This is a genomic window from Ruegeria sp. HKCCE3926 (assembly GCF_017872515.1).
Lineage (GTDB): Bacteria > Pseudomonadota > Alphaproteobacteria > Rhodobacterales > Rhodobacteraceae > Ruegeria.
On record NZ_JAEDOU010000001.1, the window covers coordinates 1623904 to 1645538 of the forward strand.

Consider the following 21635-nt stretch of genomic DNA (forward strand, 5'->3'; position numbering starts at 1 on the left):
GTCAGACCGTGCTTACGTGACCGGATGTTACGTCAACTTTGAAATGACGCAGCGTCTGGATTACGTAAACGTCACTCTCGTGTTGTAAAGCGCGTACCAACTGCGCAACTCATATCTCATGACGCCAGTGACGAGAGTATGACGAATGACCGAAGATGTGATGACCATCCGTGAGATGTGCGAGACCTATGATGTCACGCCACGCACCTTGCGGTTCTATGAGGCCAAGGAACTTCTGTTCCCGATCCGTGAAGGCCAGAAACGTCTGTTCACCAAGCGTGATCGGGCGCGGCTCAAACTGATCCTGCGCGGCAAACGATTTGGGTTCAGCCTGGAAGAAATTCGGCAATTGCTGGATTTGTACCATGTCGGCGACCAGCAGGTCACACAGATGACCCGCACCTATGAAATCGCGTGCGAGCGTCTGGAGGACATGGAAGCGCGCCGCGAAGAGCTGACGCAGGCCATCGACGATCTGAAAGAGCAGTTGCGCTGGGGCGAGAAAGTCATCGCCTCGATGAAACAGGAAAAGAAGGCAGCCGAGTAACCTCGACCTGTCATCCGGACATATGAATTAAGGGAGCTTCACATGCCCGTTTACAACGCGCCAACCAAAGACATGCAGTTCATCCTGCACGACGTACTGCATGTCTCGCAGTCGGACATACCCGGCTATAACGAACTGGAAGCCGAGTTTACCGGCGCGGTTCTGGAAGAAGCTGGCAAAGTTGCCACCAATGTTCTGCATCCGCTGAACGTGGTTGGCGACACCGAAGGGTGCCGGTTGGAAAACGGTATTGTGTACACCCCGACCGGGTTCAAGGAAGCCTTCGAGCAGATGAAGGAAGGCGGCTGGACTGGCCTCGACATGCCGGAAGAGTATGGCGGCCAAAACATGCCCTATGTGCTGGGCACTGCTGTGGGTGAGATGTTCTCGGGCTCTAACCAGGCCTTCACCATGTACCAGGGCCTGACGCACGGCGCGGCCTCGGCGATTCTGGCGCACGGAACGGACGAGCAGAAGAACAAGTACCTGCCCAAAATGGTCAGCTGTGAATGGACCGGTACCATGAACCTGACTGAACCGCATTGCGGCACCGATCTGGGCCTGATGCGCACCAAAGCGGAACCGCAGGGCGACGGCAGCTACAAAATCTCGGGCCAGAAGATCTTTATCTCGGCTGGCGATCACGACATGGCCGACAACATCATCCATCTGGTGTTGGCGAAGATTCCGGGCGGCCCCGAGGGTATCAAAGGCGTATCGCTGTTCATCGTCCCCAAGTTCATCGTCAACGAAGACGGCTCTTTGGGCGAACGCAACGGCGTCTCGGTCGGCAAGATCGAAGAGAAAATGGGCATCCACGGCAACTCGACCTGCGTCATGAACTATGACGAAGCCACCGGCTGGCTGCTGGGCGAAGAGCACAAGGGCATGCGCGCCATGTTCACCATGATGAACGAAGCGCGTCTGGGTGTGGGTATGCAGGGCCTGTCGCAGGCCGAAGCGGCGTACCAGAACGCTCTGGAATATGCCAAGGATCGTTTGCAGGGGCGCGATGTGACCGGTGTCAAAAATCCGGATGGTCCGGCCGATCCTCTGATCGTGCATCCTGATATCCGTCGCAACCTGATGGATCAGAAAAGCTTTACCGAAGGCGCGCGCGCGTTCATCCTTTGGGGCGCGACCATGATCGACAAGGCGCACCGCGCAGGAGACAAGGATGCGGACGGGCTCATCTCGCTGCTGACCCCGGTCATCAAAGGCTTCCTAACCGACGAAGGCTACGACATGACCGTTCAGGCGCAGCAGGTCTATGGGGGTCATGGTTACATCGAAGAATGGGGCATGTCGCAATACACCCGCGATGCCCGGATCGCCATGATCTATGAAGGCGCCAACGGTGTACAGGCGTTGGACCTTGTTGGCCGCAAACTGGCGCAGGATGGCGGTAAGCACGTCATGGCCTTCTTCGACATGGTCAAAACCTTCTGCAAGGAAAACTCAGGCCAGAACGAGGCTTATGACAAAGCCTTCATCGAACCGCTGAAGGCTGCGTCTAAGGATCTGCAGGCGGCTGGTATGTATTTCATGCAGGAAGGCATGAAAAATCCGAACAACGCGCTGTCCGGTTCCTATGACTTCATGCACATGTTCGGTCATGTCTGCCTGGGCCTGATGTGGGCCCGTATGGCCAAGGCCGCACAAGAAGCGCTGGACAGTGGCACGTCGGACAAAGAGTTCTACGAGACCAAGATCGACACCGGCCGCTTCTACATGGCCCGCCGTCTGCCCGCCACGGCGTTGCATCTGTCGCGCATTCAAACTGGCGCAGATACGGTCATGGCGCTGGAGGCTGCAAACTTCTGATCTTTCTCCGGTTCCGGGGCCCCGCCCCGGAGCCGGTTTTCGGAGGAGATACAATGCCAAAACGATTTCGCCTGACCCGCCGATTCCCGGTCGCCATGACCGAGGACGGCTATCGAAAGCTCAGGGCTTTTGCCCGTGAGGCAGGATTAGATGAAGGCGAAGCGCTGTCTTTTCTGTTCGAAAATTTCAACAGCGTCATTGATGAAGACAACCTTACCCATCGATTGCGTCTTTTCAATTCCGAGTTGGAGGCGCGCAAGCGCTAGGCACCAGAACCGCCAAGCTAGGATGAAAGATGCACTAAACGCCACGGGAGGGGCGATTGCATGACCATAAAACTGCACTGCTTCGGAGAAAGCGGCAATTCCTACAAGGCCGCTCTGGCGCTGGAAATGTCTGGCCTCGATTGGGAACCGGTCTTTGTCGATTTCTTCAACGGCGTCACCCGAAGCCCCGAGTTCCGTTCGGAAATCAACGTGATGGGCGAAGCGCCCTTCATGGTCGATGACGATTTCCAAACCTCCCAATCCGGTGCCATTCAGGCCTATGTGACTGAAAAATCGGGCAAGTTCGGAGGCAAAAACCGGGAAGAGAACTATGACATCCTGCGCTGGGTGCTGTGGGACAATCACAAGCTTAGCTCGATGGCGGGCCTGACCCGGTTCCTGATCAACTTTCTGCCTGAACAGCATCGCAACCCGGATGTGATCGCCTTCAACCAGGGCCGCCTGAAGGCCGCTTATCAGGTGCTGAACGCGCATCTGGAAGGCCGTGACTGGATCGTCGGCGACGGCGTGACCAACGCCGATCTCAGCTGCTGCGGCTATCTGTATTACCCCGAACCATTCGGCTTTGACCGTGCCGACTGGCCCAACATCGACGCCTGGCTGACTCGCCTGTCCGAACAGCCCGGCTGGAAACACCCCTATGACCTGATGCCCGGCAACCCGTCGGATCGAGCTTGAGGAGAAGACCCATGACCGAAGCTTATATTTATGACGCCCTGCGCACCCCGCGCGGCAAGGGCCGCAAGGATGGCAGCCTGCACGAGGTAACCTCGGTACGCCTGTCCGCCCTGACCCTGAACGCGATGAAGGAACGCAACAACCTGGAAGGCCACGCCGTCGAGGACGTGATCTGGGGCAACGTCACGCAGGTGATGGAGCAAGGCGGCTGTCTGGCACGTTCGGCGGTTCTGGCCTCGGATCTGGACCAGTCGATCCCCGGCCTGGCGATCAATCGCTTCTGCGCGAGCGGGATGGAAGCCGTGAACCTGGCCGCAAACCAGGTCAAGGGCGGCGCGGGCGACGCTTATATCGCCGGTGGCGTCGAGATGATGGGCCGTGTTCCCATGGGCAGCGACGGGGCGGCGATTGCCGTTGACCCCTCTCTGGCGATGGAGACCTACTTTGTGCCGCAGGGCATCTCGGCCGACATCATTGCCACAGAATACGGGTTCAGCCGCGATGACGCAGACGCTCTGGCGGTTGAATCGCAAAAGCGCGCGGCCGAAGCTTGGGCCGACAACCGGTTCGAAAAGTCGATCATCACAGTGAAAGACCAGAACGGCCTGCCCATTCTGGACCGCGACGAGTACATGCGCCCAGGCACCGACATGCAAAGCCTTGGCGCGCTGAACCCGTCCTTCCAGATGATGGGCGAGCAGATGCCTGGCTTCGACAAGGTGGCGATGCTGAAATACCCACATCTTGAGCGGATCAATCACATCCACCATGCGGGCAACAGCTCGGGCATCGTGGATGGCGCTGCGGCCGTGCTGATCGGCAACAAGGAATTCGGCGAGAAATACGGCCTGAAACCGCGCGCCCGCATCAAGGCCACCGCCAAAATCGGTACCGACCCGACCATCATGCTGACCGGCCCAGTTCCAGTGACCGAGAAAATTCTGGCCGACAACGGCATGAAGATCAGCGATCTGGACCTGTTCGAAGTGAACGAAGCCTTCGCCTCGGTCGTACTGCGGTTCCAACAGGCGTTTGATGTCGACCCGGCGTTGGTGAACGTCAACGGCGGGTCAATTGCGATGGGTCACCCGCTGGGCGCAACCGGTGCGATCATCATCGGCACCTTGCTGGATGAACTGGAGCGTCAGGACAAGGAAACCGGTCTGGCCACGCTTTGCATTGCGTCCGGCATGGGTGCGGCAACGATTATCGAGCGGGTCTGATGCCCAAGCTGGATCTCTCTCAGATCCCGTTCAAGGGGGGCTCGTCCTATCCGGGCAAGCTGGCCGAGGCGACCGCTGGTCGTTTCGTGCAGCGCGTCGGGGATGCGGGCGGGTTGACCCAATACGGGGTCAACATCGTGCGGCTGGAGCCTCAGGGCCTCTCGTCGCTGCGCCACTACCATATGGAGCAGGACGAGTTTGCCATCATGCTCAGCGGCAAATGCGTGCTGATCGATGACGATGGTGAGCATGAGATGCTGCCCGGTGACTGCGCCGCTTGGCCCGCTGGTGAGGCCAATGGCCACCACCTTGTGAACAAGACCGATACGCCCGCGACCTTTCTGGTGGTGGGCACACGGACCCCGACCGAGACTGGCTATTACAGCGACATAGACATGATGGTGAAGGATGATGAAAACGGATTCTCTTTCACCCGGAAAGACGGCAGCCCGCTGACGGCTGACCAGATTGGAGATGACAATGACTGATTTCACTCTGACCAAAGACGCGGACGGCGTCGCCTTTGTGACCTGGGACGCCCAGGGAAAATCCATGAACGTGCTGACCCGCGAGGCTTTTCAAGAAGTCAGCCAACTGATTGATCAGGCCCTGAGCGACGACGAGATCAAAGGTGTTGTCATTACCTCGGGCAAGGAAGGCTCGTTTGCCGGCGGAATGGACCTGAACACATTGGCCACTATCCGTCAGGAAGCGGGGGACGAACCTGCGCAGGCGTTGTTTGATTTCGTCATGGGCGGGCATCACATCCTGCGCAAACTGGAATTGGCGGGCATGGACCCCAAGACCAAGAAAGGTGGCAAGCCCATCGCCTGCGCGATCAACGGAACCTGCGCCGGGATCGGGACCGAGATCGCACTGGCCTGCCATCACCGCGTCATGACCAGCAATCCAAAGTCCAAGATCGGGCTGCCCGAAATCCTGCTGGGCATCTTCCCCGGCGGCGGCGGCACCATTCGTTACAGCCGCATGGTGGGAGCCATGGCGGCGGCCCCGGTGCTGCTTGAGGGCAAGATGATGGACCCGGCCAAGGCCAAGGGCGCGCAGTTGATCGACGCAGTTGCCGACGATCCGGTTGCCGCTGCCAAGGAATGGGTTCTGAATGCCAAGGACGCCGACCTGGTGAAACCCTGGGACGCGAAGGGATACAAGATGCCCGGTGGTGCGCCCTACCATCCTGCCGGTTTCATGACCTTCGTGGGCGCGAGCGCCATGGTTCATGGGAAAACGCAAGGCGCCTTCCCCGCGGCCAAAGCCCTTCTGAGCGCAATCTATGAAGGCGCGCTGGTCGACTTTGACACCGCTTTGAAAATTGAAGCCCGCTGGTTCACCAACGTTCTGATGAACCCGTCCTCGTCGGCGATGATCCGGTCACTGTTCCTCAACAAGGAAGCGCTTGAAAAAGGCGCGGTCCGTCCGAAAGGTGTGCCCGATCAGCGTGTTAAGAAGATCGGCGTTCTGGGCGCTGGGATGATGGGGGCCGGTATCGCGCTGGTTTCGGCCCAAGCTGGCATGGAAGTCGTTCTGGTCGACCGCGATCAAGAGGCGGCCGACAAAGGCAAAGCTTACACCGAAACCTATCTGGACAAGGGTATCAAGCGCGGCAAGGTCACAGCCGAAAAGAAAGAGGCCATGCTGGCCCGCATCACGTCGACACCGGATCTGGACCATCTGAATGGGTGTGACCTGATCATCGAAGCCGTGTTTGAAGACATGGGCGTAAAGGCCGAGATGACCAAAAAGGTCGAGGCAATCATCCCCGAGGACTGCATCTTTGCCTCGAACACCTCGACCCTGCCGATCACCGATCTGGCCAAGGCAAGCGTGCGTCCCGACCAATTCATCGGCATCCACTTCTTCTCTCCGGTCGAGAAGATGTTGCTGGTCGAGATCATAAAGGGCAAGGAAACCGGTGATCGCGCCGTTGCCAAGGCGCTAGACTACGTGCGCCAGATCCGCAAGACGCCGATCGTGGTCAACGATGCGCGCTTCTTCTACGCCAATCGCTGCATCATTCCGTACATCAACGAAGGCGCACGGATGATCACCGAAGGCGTGAGCCCCGTGCTGATCGACAACGCTGCGCGTCAGTTGGGCTTTCCGGTTGGTCCGATCCAACTGACCGATGAAACCTCGATTGATCTGGGGGCCAAGATCGCTCGGGCGACCAAGGCAGCCATGGGCAATGCCTATCCGGAAAGCCCCTCGGACGATCTGATCTTCTGGATGGAAGAACAGGGCCGCCTGGGCCGCAAGGCGAATGCCGGTTTCTTCGACTATGACGAGAAGGGCAAGCGCGTCGAATACTGGAAGGGCCTGCAAGACAAGTATCCGCTTGCCGATGACCAGCCTGACCTGATCGAAGTGCAGGAACGTCTGATGTTTGCTCAGGTTCTGGAAGCTGTCCGCGCGCTGGAAGAGGGTGTTCTGGAAGACATCCGTGAAGGCGACGTGGGCGCCATTCTGGGCTGGGGCTTTGCGCCGTGGTCCGGTGGTCCGCTCAGCTGGCTCGACATAATCGGTACGCCCTACGCAGCCGAAAGATGTGATCAGCTGGCCGAGAAATATGGCGAACGCTTTGCCTGCCCTCCGCTGCTGCGTGAGATGGCAGAAAAGGGTCAAACCTTCTACGGGCGTTTCAACCCCGAAGCAAAGGCTGCCTGAATCAGTGACGCAGGCGCGTGAGATCACGCGCCTGCATCGTTTTTGTCAGTGTTTGGTTAGATCTGCCATTCGGGCCGCAGAAACAGCACCGGCGCGTTTGGACGCCCCGGTCGACCCGGCCGCCTGACCCCAGAGGGCGGACGGATCGGAAATATCGGTTCCTGCGGAATGGGTGCAGGCAGGGCACCCAATGGGTTGGCAAGGGCTGACATATCTCCCCTGCTTGCAATCAGGTTGACCAGCTTTGGGCCGGTCTCTTCATCGGCGACATCGTAACCAGCCCCGCTGACCCTGCCGCGCATGTTAAACAGGCCGGAAGGGCAGTAAGCTTGCAGGCCGCCCTCGATAAAGATCACCTGATCTTCGTCGAAAAACAAGGAACGGACCTCGAACGACGATCCCGGTGCCTGCGACATAAGCCGACCCACGCCATTCAGCAGTCTTGCGGATACGACGGAACATCCGCTGACATTGGCATCAAACTGCGACAGGTTCAGAGCGATGCCCTGCTCGGGCATCAGCCAAACGGGGCGCCCATTATACGCGGCGCGTGCCGGAACGAAAACCGGCAAATACTCGGAACGGCGCTCTTCGGCAGGAATGACCACGACGCTGGTCGAGATGCGGCGCACCTCTTTGAACCCGTGATCCAGAGTTCGGACGAGATCGCCGACTGCAATGCGCTCAACCGGTTTCCATCCGCTGGTTGTCGCAACCTTCGTGTCGCTCAAAAAACCACCACGGCGCGCGTTCACGGCATGGTTCAAACTGGTTGGATCAGTGTCGGACGACTGATCAAGATAAACAGAAATACTCGTAACTTCAGACACGTGCCTAACCCCCTTTGGCACAAACTCACTATGCCAAACAGCTAACATCAAAAATCGGGGCTGTCTTATTTCAGACATATTTTTGCCCATTTTGGGCCGTCACAGCGCATTTCCGGGGCGATTTGGTAAACACTTGCAAGACATAAACAGGCTTTTGTGCAATTTCCGAAACGGTCAGCATGAATGGATCTTACGAATCCATTTGCACCTGTTCCGTTGAAATGAACCTGCTTGTTGAGGTTGCAGCGTGCAAAAAACGTTGGCAGAGCGCTATTGTACGTGTCAGGCAAAATCTTGCTGGGTGGATGACCGCCTGGCCCGCCAGCCCAGCAAAACCCCTGCCGTCGCGATCAGGACAATCCCGGACACTTGCATCAAATCGAGGGTCTGACCCAGTGCGACGAATGCAAAGAGCGGCCCGAAAATCATCACCGAGTACTCGAACACGGCCACGTAAGAGGTCTCGCCTATCTGATAGGCTTTGATGAGCATGAAGACCGCAATCGTCGACCCGACCGCCTGAATAACAATCCATTGCAGCGCGGGCCCCACTTCCCAGACCCAACCCCGTGTAACAAAGCCGTCCGGCCCGTCCAGCGTGGCAACGGGTGCAAGAGTGAACAAGGCGGCGCCCACGCCCCCCGACAGCCCAAGGGTAATGACCATCGCAGCCAGCATCGCAACCGTGCTTTCACGCGCGCAATATGTCCGCGTCATGATCGAACTCAAGGCATAGAAAAAACCTGCCGCAACTGGAAAAACCGAACGCATGTCAAATTCGACAGGGTTTGGCTGCAAAACCAGAAGAGTGCCCGAAAAACCGACCAACACAGCCAGAATGCGCCACGGCCCGATCTTTTGCCCAAGCGCAATGGACGAAATCAACAGCACGAAAATCGGCGAGGTGAACAACCCTGCCAGAGCTTGCGCAATCGGCATCATCGACAGCGATGCAAAATAGAAAAACATGGCCGTCGTAATCAGAAGACTGCGTAAGATGACCGCCCTCCACCGTTGCGGCCTCAGCCCGCCCAGCCCCAATAGGGACAGCCCGACAATCAGCGGCAGCATCAGCAATGCCCGCATAAAATGGAACTGCCACAGCCCGACCGTCTCGGCCAGCAGGATCACAACATTGTCGATCACGCCGATAATTGCCATTGCTGCTACCATAAGGGCTGAAGCCAGCACCGGAGAGGTGGTCGTATCTGCCTGCATGTTCGCGCCCTTGTTGCGATCAAAGATCGGCGATCTTTTTCATGACGGGTATCCAGCACAAATCGGAATACCTGCGCAACAGGTTTGCGCACGGCGTTTTCACCATGCTAAGCTGCGGCAAAACAATTTCGAGCAGACCCCAACCAGATGACGGCCCTGAAACAGTACCAGCGGATCGAAGCCACCGGTCTGTGGCGCCCTTCGCCCGATGAACAGCGGCGCGAAGTTGTGGTATCGATTGGCAAGGCGACCCTGACCATCTCCGATTTCAATGACAGGGCTTTGACGCATTGGTCTTTGGCGGCGCTTGAAAGACAGAACCCCGGTGTCTTTCCGGCTGTTTTTTGCCCCGACGGTGATCCGGATGAGACACTGGAACTGGGAGAATCCGAAACCACGATGCTTGAAGCGATCGATCGGCTGCAACATGCCATCGAACGTTCGCGCCCCCATCCCGGCCGTTTGCGCTGGATGAGCGTCGGAGGCGTTGTGGCCGCGGTTCTGGCCGTATTGTTGTTTTGGCTGCCCGGTGCGTTGCAAAACCATGTTGTCTCGGTCGTGCCCGAAATCAAACGACAGGAAATCGGAGACACGATACTGCGTCGGATCGAGCGCGTCTCGGGACAGGCCTGCTCGTCTGTGGATGCGCAGGCGTCACTGGATCGGTTGGCCAGTCGTACGGGCGTACGGCAGATCATTATTCTGCCCGCCGGCGTTCAGGACAGTCTCAGCTTGCCGGGTGGCACCGTTCTGTTGAACCGGGCGCTGGTTGAAGACCACGAAGACCCTGCTGTCGCAGCAGGTTATGTTATTGCAGAACGCGCGCGGGCGGCGCTCAACGACCCGCTGGATGATCTGCTGGACAGAACCGGAGCGGCCTCGGCCTTTCGGCTGTTGACGACCGGGGAACTGACACCTGAGATCATCGACACCTATACCGAACAGGTCCTTTCGCAGCCCCGACCTTCCCTTCCGGACGATGACTTGCTGGCGATGTTCTCGCAAAGCGCCCTGCCCTCTACCCCTTACGCCTATGCTCAGGACATTACCGGTGAATCAGTACTGGGTCTGATCGAGGCCGATCCCATGGCCGGCCGGACACTGGAACAGGTGTTGCCGGACCGTGATTGGGTCCGGCTACAAAACATATGCGGTGAATAAGCCGGGTTACTTGGTTCCGAACATCCGGTCGCCCGCGTCACCCAGACCCGGCATGATATAGCCTTTCGAGTTCAGCTCGCGGTCCAATGCGGCAGTGACGATGTGCACATCCGGGTGCGCCTCTTTCATACGCGCCACACCTTCCGGCGCGGCCAACAGGCACAGAAACCGGATATCCGTCGCCCCCGCCTCTTTCAGCAGGTCAATCGCCGCGGCCGAGCTGTTGCCGGTGGCCAGCATCGGATCCACCGCGATAACCAAACGGTCTTTCAGGCTCTCGGGTGCCTTGAAGTAATACTGCACGGGCTTCAGCGTTTCTTCGTCGCGATACAGACCGACAAAGCCGACACGCGCAGAGGGAACAAGCTCCAGCACCCCATCCAGCATTCCGTTTCCGGCACGCAGGATCGACACCAGCGCCATTTTCTTGCCCGCCAGTATGGGAGCGTCCATCTCTTCCATCGGCGTTTCGATATTACGCGTGGTCAGGGGAATGTCGCGCGTGACCTCATAGGCCAGCAGCAGCGTTATTTCGCGCAGCAACTGCCGGAACACGGCGGTCGAAGTGCCCTTGTCCCGCATGAGCGTCAGTTTGTGTTGCACCAGAGGGTGATCGACGATGGTCAGATGTTCGCTCATGTTTTCTCCAGTCTCTTCTTGACCCGCGCACGGGTGGCGTCATCGCAAAAGGCCGCTTCCAGGGCGGTTTCGTTCAGGGCCGCAAAATCTTCGGCCTCCCAGCCGAAAGCTGCGTTCAGCATTTCATATTCCCGCCGCATGGTCGTGTGAAAAAATGGCGGGTCATCCGTTGAGACGGTGACCTTCACGCCCGCATCACGCAAGGCCGCGATTGGATGTGTCGCAAAATCCGGGAAAAGCCCCAAAACCACATTCGATCCCGGACAGACCTCAAGAGTGATGTCCCGGTCGACCAATTCGCGAACAAGGTCCGGATCCTCGATGGCGCGAACACCGTGCCCGATGCGCTCGACCCCCAGATCGCGGACGGCATCGCGCACGCTTTGAGGGCCTCCAAACTCACCGGCATGTGTCGTCAGCCGCAGGCCGGCCTCGCGCGCGCAGTCAAACGCCCATTTGAAATCGCCCTGAGTGCCAACGGATTCATTGCCACCCATGCCAAAACCGGTGATCCAGTCGCCCGCAGTCTCTGCCGCGCAATAGGCGCTGCGCTTGGCTTGATCGGGGCCGAAATGGCGCACACAGGTAATGACGCCGCGCAAGGTGATGTCAAACTTGCGCTCGGCCTCGTCCGCCGCGTCCTGAATGGCGTTCAGATAGTCCCGCCAGGCGTGCAGGTCGCCGCCGCCACAAAAATCGGGGCTCAGAAAAGTCTCAGAATAGACGACACCGTTTTTGGCGCTTTCTTCAAGAATGGCCAATGTCAGCCGCCGGAAGTCTTCGGGCGTCTTCAGGACTTCGCAAGCAGCTTCATACACATTCAGGAAATGCGCGAAATCGCGGAAATCATAGGATCCGTCCGGCTTGAAGATACCGCTCAGATCCACTCGTTTTTCATGCGCAAGCTGACGTATGAATGCCGGTGGCGCGGCGCCTTCGTGATGCAGGTGCAGTTCTATTTTCGGCAGATCGGCGACGCTCATAGAAAGTTCCTTCCCGGCCCTTGCGCCGGAATGTTCAGGTGGTGGGCGATGCTGGCGGCAATATCGGCAAAGTCTACCTGGCCGATCTGCCCCGTGCCCGACCCGGAAATCAGAACCGGCACTTGTTCACGTGTGTGATCTGTCCCGGTCCAGCTGGGATCATTGCCATGATCGGCGGTCAACAACAACAGGTCGTCGGGGCGCAGCCTGGCCAGAATCTTGCCGATCTCGTGATCGAACCATTCCAATGCTCGGGCATAACCGCTGATATCGCGGCGGTGGCCGTAAAGACTATCGAATTCAACAAAGTTGGCAAAAGTCAGGCTGCCCTGTTCGGCGTCATCCACCAGCTCTGAAAGGTGCCGCATGAGTTCAGCGTCCGACCCTTTGCGCAGCGTGTCGATACCCTGCATGGAAAAGATGTCGCCGATCTTGCCCACCGCGTGCACCTTCCGCCCGGCATCCTGCACCCAATTGGTCAGAACCGGTGCGGGCGGCAGAATGGCGAAATCCTTGCGGTTGGCAGTCCGTTCGAATCCCGCCTCTGGCGAGCCGACAAAGGGGCGCGCAATGACACGGCCCACTTTCATCTTGTGCAAGCGCGGTGCAAGTGCGCGGCACATACCCAGCAAACGGTCCAGTCCGAAACTCTCTTCATGGGCTGCGATCTGAAACACACTGTCGGCTGAGGTGTAGCAGATCGGCCAGCCGGTTCGCATATGCTCGGCACCCAGTTCGGCGATGATCGCCGTGCCCGAGGCATGGCAATCGCCAAGGATGCCTTCGGTCCCGGCGGCCTGAGCCGCTGCGCGGCTCAGGCCGCCGGGAAAAGCCGGAACAGTATCCGGGAAATAGTGCCAATCCCACGGCACCGGCAGACCTGCCAGTTCCCAGTGGCCCGAGGGCGTGTCTTTGCCGGGCGAATGCTCGCGCGCGCAGCCCCACAGCCCATTGGGTTTCGCGTTCAATCCGGGGGTTGCGTCCCCAGACGCCAGTCGCGCAGCCGCACCCAAACCCAGCGCATCGAGGGTCGGCAGGATCAAAGGGCCCGAGCGCCCGTCTTCGGCCCGCCCTAAGGCACAGGCCTGCGCGATATGGGCCAGCGTATTTGCCCCACTATCCGGGACGTCGCCATTGAAAAAACGATCGGCATCAGGCGCACCGCCTATTCCAACGGAGTCCATGACGACGAGAAATGCACGGCTCATACGCTGATCCTTTCGTGGATCAGATCCGGAAACGTCGGAGCCATACCGCTGATCTCAATCGCGCTCAGCACGGTTTCAGCTGCTCGGCGCGCGGCATCTTCCCGAGCAGCATGGATCACTGCAATCGGCGCGCCTTTTGACACGCGATCCCCAAGCCGAAGAACACTGGATATTCCGACGGCGGGGTCGATCTCATCACTTTCGACCTGACGGCCACCGCCCAGCGCAACCACGGCAAGACCCAGAGCTTCTCCGTCAACGGCCGAGATGAAGCCGTCCTGCGGGGCCGGAACCTCTTGGATGACATTCGCCTCAGGCAGGAAGCGGGCCCAGGTATCGACAAACTGAACCGGGCCACCAACCGCTGCCATCATACGCCCGAACCGTTCGGCAGCGCGGCCGTCACGGATGGTTTCAAAGATCTTCTCACGCCCTTCCTCAACCGTTCCGCACATTCCTGCATCGGTCAGCAGGACCCCCCCCAGCTCGGCGGAAATGTCTGCCAAAGGGGACGCATTCGACGTGGTCAGCACCTTCATCACTTCCGCGATTTCCAAGGCATTCCCCAACGCCGGGGCCAATGGTTGGTTCATATCCGTGATCACCGCCGACGTGCGGCAGCCTGCTGCGTTTGCTGTCTCGGTCAATGCGGTGGCCAATTTGCGGGCATCTTCCATCGTTTTCATGAAAGCACCGCTGCCGGTTTTGACATCCAGAACCAGCGCGTCCGGGCTGGCGGCCAGTTTTTTGGACAGGATCGACGCCGTGATCAGATCCAGGCTCTCGACCGTCGCGGTCACATCCCGCACCGCATAAAGGCGCTTGTCTGCCGGCGCGATCTGGCCGGTCGCCCCGACGATGGCCGCGCCGGTATCGCGTAAAATCTGCGCAAGGCGGTCCTGCCCGATCTGAGTGCTGACTCCCGGTATCGCCTCTAGCTTGTCCAGCGTTCCGCCGGTATGCCCAAGACCCCGGCCCGAGATCATTGGGACATACGCCCCACATTCCGCCAGCGCCGGAGCAAGAACCAGACTGACGCTATCCCCGACCCCTCCGGTCGAGTGCTTGTCGATCACCGGCCCGTCCACGTCCCACGTCAGAACGTCACCGCTGTCGCGCATCGCAATCGTCAGATCCGCACGCCCCCGAGGGCCCAATCCGCCCATGCAGACAGCCATGGCGAATGCCCCGGCCTGCGCGTCGCTGACGCTTCCATCCGCAAGCCCCTGCGCAAACCAGGTCAGCTCCTCGCGACCGGGCACTTCCTGCCTGCGCAGTTTTGCTATGATCGAGCGGGCATCCATGCGTTCAGACATCCTCCATATGAGACGCGTCGAATGCGCCCGGCAACAAATCCCCGATGGTTGTCTTAAATTCAGCACCGTCCACGGTTGCCAGAGTAACCTTAACGTCGCGCTTGCCAAACTCGGCCAGTTTCTGGCGACACCCACCGCAAGGCGGCACAGGCTGAGGGCTGGAGGCGACCACATAGACCTCGGTCAGTTCCTGCTCACCTGCGGCGACCATCGCGGCAATTGCGCCGGCCTCGGCACAAGTGCCTTCGGGATAGGCCACGTTTTCAACGTTGCACCCGGAAAAGACCTGACCCGTCGAAGTCCGAAGCGCTGCGCCAACCTTGAAATTCGAATAAGGCGCATAGGCGTTTTCGCGGACTGACAAGGCAGCGTCTTTGAGCGACATGGCGATTCCCCGTTTTTGATCATCTGGTCAGAAATTTGGATCGTTACGTAAAAAGGCCGAGGAATTGAAGCCCCCAGCCAGTGTTTTTCAGTCAGCCCAGTGTTGTCGTGAACGTACCGGGCAAGGTTACTTCCAGCAACTCGATGTTGTCCGAGGGCGAGGACAAGCGCGTGCGCATCCCGGGCGGGATGACAAAGGCATCTCCTTGCTCCAGCCGGTAGGGCTCGCGCCCCTCGCCTTCCAGTGTTACCGCCCCGTCCATCACGAAGGTAAAGTGAATGTCCGTATCGTGACTGGCCCATTCGGTATCGCCCTGCCCTTTGCAGACGACCTGGACGCCAGCGACCCCTTTGGTGTTCTCGGCAATTGTCGTATCGCGGCAGATGTAACCTGGAAGACGGAATGGCACCCATTCAGCATCCTTGGCCTGGTTGTAGACAAAGCGCTGCCCCTGCCATTCACGGTCCGGGCGAAAATGCGGCGTAGGAAGCTGCATGTCATGGTCGATTTCCGTGACATGCTCCGCTGGCACACCTATCTCGATGACCTGAACATTGTCTGACGCCTCGAGCACGCGGTGACGAATTTCCGGCGGCTGGATAAAGCAATCCCCTGCGGTCAGGCGCATTTTCTCTCCCTGATCCTCGTAGACGACATCCACCCAGCCATGAATGCAGAATATCAGCTGGAACCCGACTTTGTGAAAATGCACCATATCGGGCACCGGGCCCCCGTCCGGGATGCGGATATGGCTGGCGATGATCGATCCGCCCAGACGATCCGGCACCAGATCGCGATAGTGCATCCCCGCCCGACCGATGATCCAGGGCGCCTGATCCTTGAGCCTGCGCACCACGAAGGAATGAACCGTTTCAGGCATCACCAGCGGCGGATTACGCTCTTCGATTTCGATCCGGGTCCCATTCGGCGCGACAAGAACGCGTTGGCCATCTGCAAAGCTTTCCGGGTCATCTGTCAGGATGCGCAATGTTCCCGGACCCTCGGGCGCGTCTTTTTCGATCCGCAGCCGCAGACCGTGCCCCGAAAACACTGCGACGCGCGGATCGTCCGCGGGATAGATCATGTCCATCTGCATCCCCAACACCTTGGTATAAAAGGGGATGTCGTTTCGAATTTCCTGGGTAGGCAACCGGAATTCAGCTTGGGTCCGGGATGGCACGTATGTCTTTGTCATGAGATGTCTCGTCAGAATTCGATTTTGACCATCCGATCAGAACAGAGACCAAAATGCCAATCGAAAAGAACATCTCGAGCGTTTCTTCCATCACAAAAAGGCGCGTCTTCATAACTGACGACAAAGCTTGGCCGTGCAGACCGGTGAATTCTTCAAGAAGCTGAGCGATGACGGCAAGACAGCCGGCCGCAATGAACACGATCAGAAAAGACGCGCGCTGTTTGACAGCACACCATCCAGTCGGGATCCCATGCCAGATGACACCGCCCAGAACAACGCAGGCCAGAACGACCCTGACCAGAGTGACGTCCAGCACCACATCCAGACCGTCAAGGATCAGGAACGGCAAACTGCCTTCAGGATAAACGTCTGCTTCCAGCTCACGCTCGGCCAACAACAGGAATGTCAACCCGATATACAGCCGGGTGACACCTGGATATCGCCACAAAGCCGCCACACCTGCTGCAAACAAACACGCGGCGGAAATTGTTTCAAACAACCCGCCTTCCTGATTGAAAACCAGTGCCTGTTCTGGCCAGATGCCAACAGCACCAAGAAGCACAACACCTGACAGCACCGCAAACCAAAGGGTTAGCCGCACAACTCCGGTATCCGACACAGAACCGGAAAACAGGCCATCGACCTGATCATTTGCCTTGAAAGTCATTACTGCTTCGTCTTGCCTGAGTGTTTGTTCGTTTCGCAAGGTTGCCTAGATGTAAAAAAAATATGTCAAAATTCAACCCATTTCGGGTGTGCAACTGCGCCACGTCGGCAAAATTACGCAACGTAGCCAAGCTTGGACGAATAGTTTAATGTTAAATCAAATTCTAAGAGGGAACTGAAACTTCAATGTCTGACACCCCCAGCCTGCGACAGGCCGCGCTTGACTATCACGCCCATCCGAAACCCGGAAAACTTGAGATCAAGGCCACGAAACCGATGGCCAACGGTCGCGATCTGGCGCGCGCCTATTCGCCCGGCGTGGCCGAGGCCAGCCTTGAAATCAAAGCCGACGCCGCAAACGCGGAAAAGTACACGGCGCGCGGCAACCTTGTCGCCGTGGTATCCAACGGCACCGCGGTTCTTGGTCTGGGCAATATCGGGGCGCTGGCCTCGAAACCAGTGATGGAGGGCAAAGCCGTCCTGTTCAAAAAATTCGCTGGTATTGACTGTTTTGATATCGAAGTAGACCAGCCTGATCCGGAAAAGCTGGCGGATATCGTCTGCGCACTGGAACCGACATTCGGGGCCATCAACCTGGAAGACATCAAGGCACCGGATTGTTTCATTGTCGAAAAGCTGTGCCGCGAGCGCATGAACATTCCCGTTTTTCACGACGATCAGCACGGAACCGCAATTGTCGTCGGGGCTGCGGCCAAGAACGCTTTGCATGTGGCGGGGAAATCCTTTGCGGACATCAAAGTCGTATCAACCGGCGGCGGGGCTGCGGGGATTGCCTGCCTGAACATGCTGGTGAAACTGGGTGTGAAACAGGAAAACATCTGGCTGTGCGATATTCACGGGCTCGTCTACGAGGGGCGCGCCGAGGATATGAACCCGCACAAGTCGCAGTTTGCTCAGAAAACGGAATTGCGGACTCTGGATGATGTAATCGGCGATGCGGATCTGTTTCTGGGCCTGAGTGGCCCGAATGTCCTGAAGCCTGAAATGGTTCAGAAAATGGCCGATCGTCCGATCATCTTCGCACTGGCCAACCCAACGCCAGAAATTCTGCCTCAGGCCGCGCGTGAGGTTGCACCGGACGCGATCATCGCCACGGGGCGCAGCGATTTTCCCAATCAGGTCAACAACGTATTGTGCTTTCCGTTTATCTTCCGGGGCGCTCTGGATGTGGGCGCGACCGAGATCAATGACGCAATGCAGATCGCCTGCGTTGACGGCATTGCGGAAATGGCCCGCGCGACGACAAGCGCCGAGGCGGCAGCCGCCTACAAGGGCGAGCAACTGACCTTTGGGCCGGATTACCTGATTCCGAAACCTTTTGATCCGCGTTTGGTGGGTGTCGTCTCGTCTTCCGTTGCCAAGGCAGCCATGGAAAGCGGCGTCGCAAAGCGCCCCATCAAGGATCTTGAGGCCTATAAGGAAAAACTCAACCAGTCTGTTTTCAAGTCGGCGCTTTTGATGCGCCCCGTATTCGAGGCCGCGGCCGTCGCATCCCGTCGCATCGTATTTGCCGAAGGCGAAGATGAAAGGGTGCTGCGGGCTGCACAGGCCATTCTTGAGGAAACAACGGAAACACCGATCCTGATCGGACGCCCCGAAGTCATCGAATCCCGATGCGAAAAACTGGGCCTGACCATTCGCCCGGGCACAGACTGCCAGATCGTGAACCCGGAAAACGATCCGCGTTATTACGATTACTGGAACTCGTATCATCAGATCATGCAGCGCCGAGGTGTGACCCCGGATCTGGCCAAGGCGATCATGCGCACAAATACAACCGCCATCGGCGCGATTATGGTGCATCGGGGCGAGGCTGACAGCCTGATCTGCGGCACGTTCGGCGAGTATCGCTGGCATCTGAATTATGTTGAACAGGTGCTTGACGATGGAAACCTGCGTCCGCACGGCGCGTTGTCGCTGATGATTTTGGAAGACGGCCCCCTGTTCATCGCCGATACGCATGTCCGGCAATTGCCGACACCCGAAGAACTGGCGGAATCCACCATTGGCGCCGCGCGGCATGTTCGCCGATTTGGGATCGAACCCAAGATCGCATTCTGTTCGCAATCACAATTCGGCAATCAGGCAGAAGGATCGGGAAAGCGCCTGCGCGCTGCATTGGACATCCTGGACCAGAAACCGCGCGACTTTGTCTATGAAGGCGAAATGAACCTGGATGCGGCCCTTGATGCGGATCTTCGGGCACGGATTTTTCCGGGTTCTCGCCTACAGGGCGCGGCAAACGTGCTGATCTTTGCTCATGCGGATGCGGCCAGCGGTGTGCGCAATATCCTGAAAATGAAAGCGGACGGTATCGAAGTTGGCCCCATTCTGATGGGGATGGGCAACAAGGCGCACATCGTCACCCCGTCCATTACCGCACGCGGTTTGCTGAACATGGCTGCCATCGCGGGGACACCGGTGGCGCATTACGGGTAAGCCGGCCGCCCCACGCCCTGCACCGCATCCCCCACAGGGGTGCGGTTAACACAATTCTCACCTTTTGACTGCTATATGTGGTTGCTTCTCCTTGGGAGCCATGGGGCACGCGAAAGAATGGTGAATTGGCTTTGCGCCGAGTCGCCTCGGACGTGATCTTTTGCACAGTCGAATTTGCAAGTTTGCAAAATGGCCTTTTTGGCGCAAAAAATCCAATGCTGGAAAAGAAGTTTGCAAAAATTTGCAAGCTGTTGCGCGAATTACTGCAAATATTTTGCGATAAACTGACGCGTCGTCATTTGACGCGCTTGCCCGATAGTTTTCTGGGTCCTAACACAAAGACCAAGTCGTTGTGAGGAGGACGAGATGGCGTATCAGGACGTTTATGACAGTTGGAAGAAAGACCCCGAGGCGTTCTGGATGGACGCCGCCAAGGGGATCGATTGGGTCAAAGAGCCCAGCAAAGCTCTGTTCGACGACAACGCGCCTTTGTACGAATGGTTCAGCGACGCACGGGTCAATACCTGCTGGAACGCCGTGGACCGCCACGTGGAAAACGGGCGCGGCGAGCAGACCGCCATCATCTATGACAGCCCGATCACCCATACCAAGCGCGAGATTTCCTATGTCGAGCTGCGCAACCGCGTGGCCAATCTTGCCGGCGCGCTGCGGGCGAAAGGTATCGAGAAAGGTGACCGCGTCATCATCTACATGCCGATGATCCCCGAGGCGCTTGAGGCGATGCTGGCCTGCGCACGTCTGGGCGCTGTGCATTCCGTTGTGTTCGGCGGATTTGCCAGCAACGAACTGGCAGTTCGCATCGACGACGCCAAACCCAAAGCCGTCATTGCCGCGTCCTGTGGTATGGAACCTGGCCGGGTCGTGCACTACAAGCCGCTTCTGGACGGTGCCATCGAACTTGCCGAGCACAAGCCGGATTTCTGCGTCATCTTTCAGCGCGAACAGGAAGTTGCGCAGTTGATCGAAGGGCGCGACTACAACTGGCACGGGTTCCAGTACGGTGTCGAACCGGCGGAATGTGTTCCCGTCGACGGCAATGATCCGGCCTACATCCTGTACACATCGGGCACCACGGGGGCACCCAAGGGTGTCGTGCGTCCCACCGCCGGACATCTGGTGGCACTGAACTGGACCATGAAGAACATCTATGGCGTTGATCCCGGTGATGTATTCTGGGCGGCATCCGATGTGGGTTGGGTCGTTGGACATTCCTATATCTGCTATGCCCCCCTGATCCACGGCAACACGACGATTGTGTTCGAAGGCAAACCGGTCGGCACCCCTGATGCGGGAACCTTCTGGCGCGTGATCTCGGAACACAAGGTTAAAAGCTTCTTCACCGCCCCTACGGCGATCCGTGCCGTGAAACGAGAAGACCCCAAAGGCGAATTGATCGCCAAGTACGATCTGTCTCATCTACGGGCACTGTATCTTGCGGGGGAACGGGCTGACCCCGACACCATCATCTGGGCGCAGGATGCGCTGAAGGTTCCGGTGATCGACCATTGGTGGCAGACCGAAACCGGATGGGCCATCGCCGGAAATCCGCTGGGTATCGAAGAGCTTCCGATTAAGCTGGGTTCGCCCGCGAAACCGATGCCCGGCTATGATGTGCAAATTCTCGACGAAGGCGGCCACCCAATGAAAGCCGGCGAACTGGGGGCCATCGCGGTCAAACTGCCATTGCCTCCGGGCACCCTGCCGACCTTGTGGAACGCCGAAGAACGGTTCCGGAAGTCATATCTGGAGCATTTCCCCGGGTATTATGAAACCGGCGATGCCGGCATGATCGACGAGGACGGATATCTTTACATTATGGCCCGCACCGATGATGTCATCAACGTCGCGGGTCACCGCCTGTCGACCGGGGGGATGGAGGAAGTGCTTGCCGCTCACCCGGACGTCGCGGAATGCGCGGTGATCGGCGTATCGGATCAGCTTAAAGGTCAGATGCCCGTTGGGTTCCTGTGCCTGAATGCCGGCGCTGATCGGGATCATGGCGACGTGGTTCAGGAGGTCGTCAAGATGGTGCGGGAAAAGATCGGCCCGGTGGCGGCCTTTAAACTGGCCGTCGTCGTCGACAGGTTGCCCAAGACACGTTCGGGTAAAATCCTGCGGGGTACGATGGTGTCGATTGCAGACGGTCAGGATTACAAAATGCCTGCAACGATCGATGATCCAGCCATTCTTGACGAGATCAAAGAGGCCTTGCAGACAATCGGTTACGCCAAGTAACCCGAGGGGCGGCATTAGCCGCCCATTTTTTGTCTTCTCTTGCAACCGGAAGCAGCCCCTCTACTGTCACGTTAAGA

At 58.3% G+C, this 21635-nt stretch carries 19 protein-coding genes; 10 read left to right on the forward strand and 9 right to left on the reverse strand.

Going from position 1 to position 21635, the window contains the following annotated elements; all coding sequences use genetic code 11:
• Positions 1–145 precede the first annotated feature (145 nt).
• The 7 genes from I9184_RS08140 to I9184_RS08170 are packed head-to-tail and all read left to right on the forward strand — an operon-like array spanning position 146 to position 7241.
• Positions 146–547, forward strand: coding sequence for a MerR family DNA-binding transcriptional regulator (locus I9184_RS08140; RefSeq protein ID WP_152457424.1), 402 nt, complete (start codon positions 146–148; stop codon positions 545–547).
• 42 nt (positions 548–589) lie between these two features.
• Positions 590–2371 (forward strand): acyl-CoA dehydrogenase C-terminal domain-containing protein, encoded by a 1782-nt coding sequence (locus tag I9184_RS08145; RefSeq protein ID WP_209833646.1) that lies wholly within the window; start codon positions 590–592, stop codon positions 2369–2371.
• A 53-nt stretch (positions 2372–2424) separates the two neighbouring features.
• Positions 2425–2637, forward strand: a complete 213-nt coding sequence (locus I9184_RS08150; protein ID WP_152457422.1) for a hypothetical protein — start codon at positions 2425–2427, stop codon at positions 2635–2637.
• A gap of 60 nt (positions 2638–2697) precedes the next feature.
• Positions 2698–3336 carry a glutathione S-transferase family protein gene (locus tag I9184_RS08155; protein WP_171723608.1) on the forward strand — a complete coding sequence of 213 codons (639 nt, stop codon included), beginning with the start codon at positions 2698–2700 and terminating at the stop codon, positions 3334–3336.
• A gap of 11 nt (positions 3337–3347) precedes the next feature.
• Entirely contained in the window at positions 3348–4559 is a 1212-nt protein-coding gene (locus I9184_RS08160) for an acetyl-CoA C-acetyltransferase (RefSeq protein WP_171633703.1), read from the forward strand.
• Entirely contained in the window at positions 4559–5047 is a 489-nt protein-coding gene (locus I9184_RS08165) for a cupin domain-containing protein (protein ID WP_209547121.1), read from the forward strand. The genes I9184_RS08160 and I9184_RS08165 overlap by 1 nt, the downstream gene beginning before the upstream one ends.
• Positions 5040–7241, forward strand: coding sequence for a 3-hydroxyacyl-CoA dehydrogenase NAD-binding domain-containing protein (locus I9184_RS08170; RefSeq protein WP_209833648.1), 2202 nt, complete (start codon positions 5040–5042; stop codon positions 7239–7241). The genes I9184_RS08165 and I9184_RS08170 overlap by 8 nt, the downstream gene beginning before the upstream one ends.
• 56 nt (positions 7242–7297) lie before the next feature.
• Here the strand turns inward: I9184_RS08170 and I9184_RS08175 are convergent, their stop codons facing one another.
• Both I9184_RS08175 and I9184_RS08180 read right to left on the reverse strand, forming a co-directional pair.
• Positions 7298–8071 (reverse strand): Hint domain-containing protein, encoded by a 774-nt coding sequence (locus I9184_RS08175; protein ID WP_348539514.1) that lies wholly within the window; start codon positions 8069–8071, stop codon positions 7298–7300.
• 282 nt (positions 8072–8353) lie between these two features.
• Complete coding sequence (locus I9184_RS08180; RefSeq protein WP_209547115.1) at positions 8354–9289, reverse strand: DMT family transporter; 936 nt, start codon at positions 9287–9289, stop codon at positions 8354–8356.
• Positions 9290–9436: 147 nt separating this feature from the next.
• Here I9184_RS08180 and I9184_RS08185 point away from each other — a divergent pair, with 147 nt between their 5' ends.
• Positions 9437–10450, forward strand: coding sequence for a hypothetical protein (locus I9184_RS08185; protein ID WP_171723611.1), 1014 nt, complete (start codon positions 9437–9439; stop codon positions 10448–10450).
• Between the two features lie 6 nt (positions 10451–10456).
• Here the strand turns inward: I9184_RS08185 and upp are convergent, their stop codons facing one another.
• The 7 genes from upp to I9184_RS08220 form a co-directional block, all read right to left on the reverse strand.
• Positions 10457–11089: a uracil phosphoribosyltransferase gene (gene upp, locus I9184_RS08190; RefSeq protein ID WP_171633718.1), complete on the reverse strand. Its 633-nt coding sequence runs from the start codon at positions 11087–11089 to the stop codon at positions 10457–10459.
• Positions 11086–12072, reverse strand: coding sequence for an adenosine deaminase (locus tag I9184_RS08195; RefSeq protein ID WP_171723612.1), 987 nt, complete (start codon positions 12070–12072; stop codon positions 11086–11088). The genes upp and I9184_RS08195 overlap by 4 nt, the downstream gene beginning before the upstream one ends.
• Positions 12069–13280 carry a phosphopentomutase gene (locus I9184_RS08200; protein ID WP_209833650.1) on the reverse strand — a complete coding sequence of 404 codons (1212 nt, stop codon included), beginning with the start codon at positions 13278–13280 and terminating at the stop codon, positions 12069–12071. Before I9184_RS08200 ends, I9184_RS08195 begins: the two co-directional genes overlap by 4 nt.
• Positions 13277–14584, reverse strand: coding sequence for a thymidine phosphorylase (locus I9184_RS08205; protein WP_171723614.1), 1308 nt, complete (start codon positions 14582–14584; stop codon positions 13277–13279). Before I9184_RS08205 ends, I9184_RS08200 begins: the two co-directional genes overlap by 4 nt.
• A gap of 4 nt (positions 14585–14588) precedes the next feature.
• Positions 14589–14981 carry a cytidine deaminase gene (locus I9184_RS08210; RefSeq protein WP_209833652.1) on the reverse strand — a complete coding sequence of 131 codons (393 nt, stop codon included), beginning with the start codon at positions 14979–14981 and terminating at the stop codon, positions 14589–14591.
• A gap of 91 nt (positions 14982–15072) precedes the next feature.
• Positions 15073–16176, reverse strand: coding sequence for a cupin domain-containing protein (locus tag I9184_RS08215; protein WP_209833654.1), 1104 nt, complete (start codon positions 16174–16176; stop codon positions 15073–15075).
• Positions 16139–16843 (reverse strand): hypothetical protein, encoded by a 705-nt coding sequence (locus I9184_RS08220; protein ID WP_209833656.1) that lies wholly within the window; start codon positions 16841–16843, stop codon positions 16139–16141. The genes I9184_RS08215 and I9184_RS08220 overlap by 38 nt, the downstream gene beginning before the upstream one ends.
• A 185-nt stretch (positions 16844–17028) precedes the next feature.
• Between I9184_RS08220 and I9184_RS08225 the strand changes: the two genes are divergently transcribed.
• Together I9184_RS08225 and prpE are read left to right on the forward strand one after the other, a co-directional pair.
• A complete protein-coding gene (locus I9184_RS08225) occupies positions 17029–19302 on the forward strand; it encodes an NADP-dependent malic enzyme (protein WP_171633733.1) in 2274 nt (757 codons plus the stop codon).
• Between the two features lie 366 nt (positions 19303–19668).
• Positions 19669–21558: a propionate-CoA ligase PrpE gene (gene prpE / locus I9184_RS08230; protein WP_209833658.1), complete on the forward strand. Its 1890-nt coding sequence runs from the start codon at positions 19669–19671 to the stop codon at positions 21556–21558.
• Positions 21559–21635: the final 77 nt, after the last annotated feature.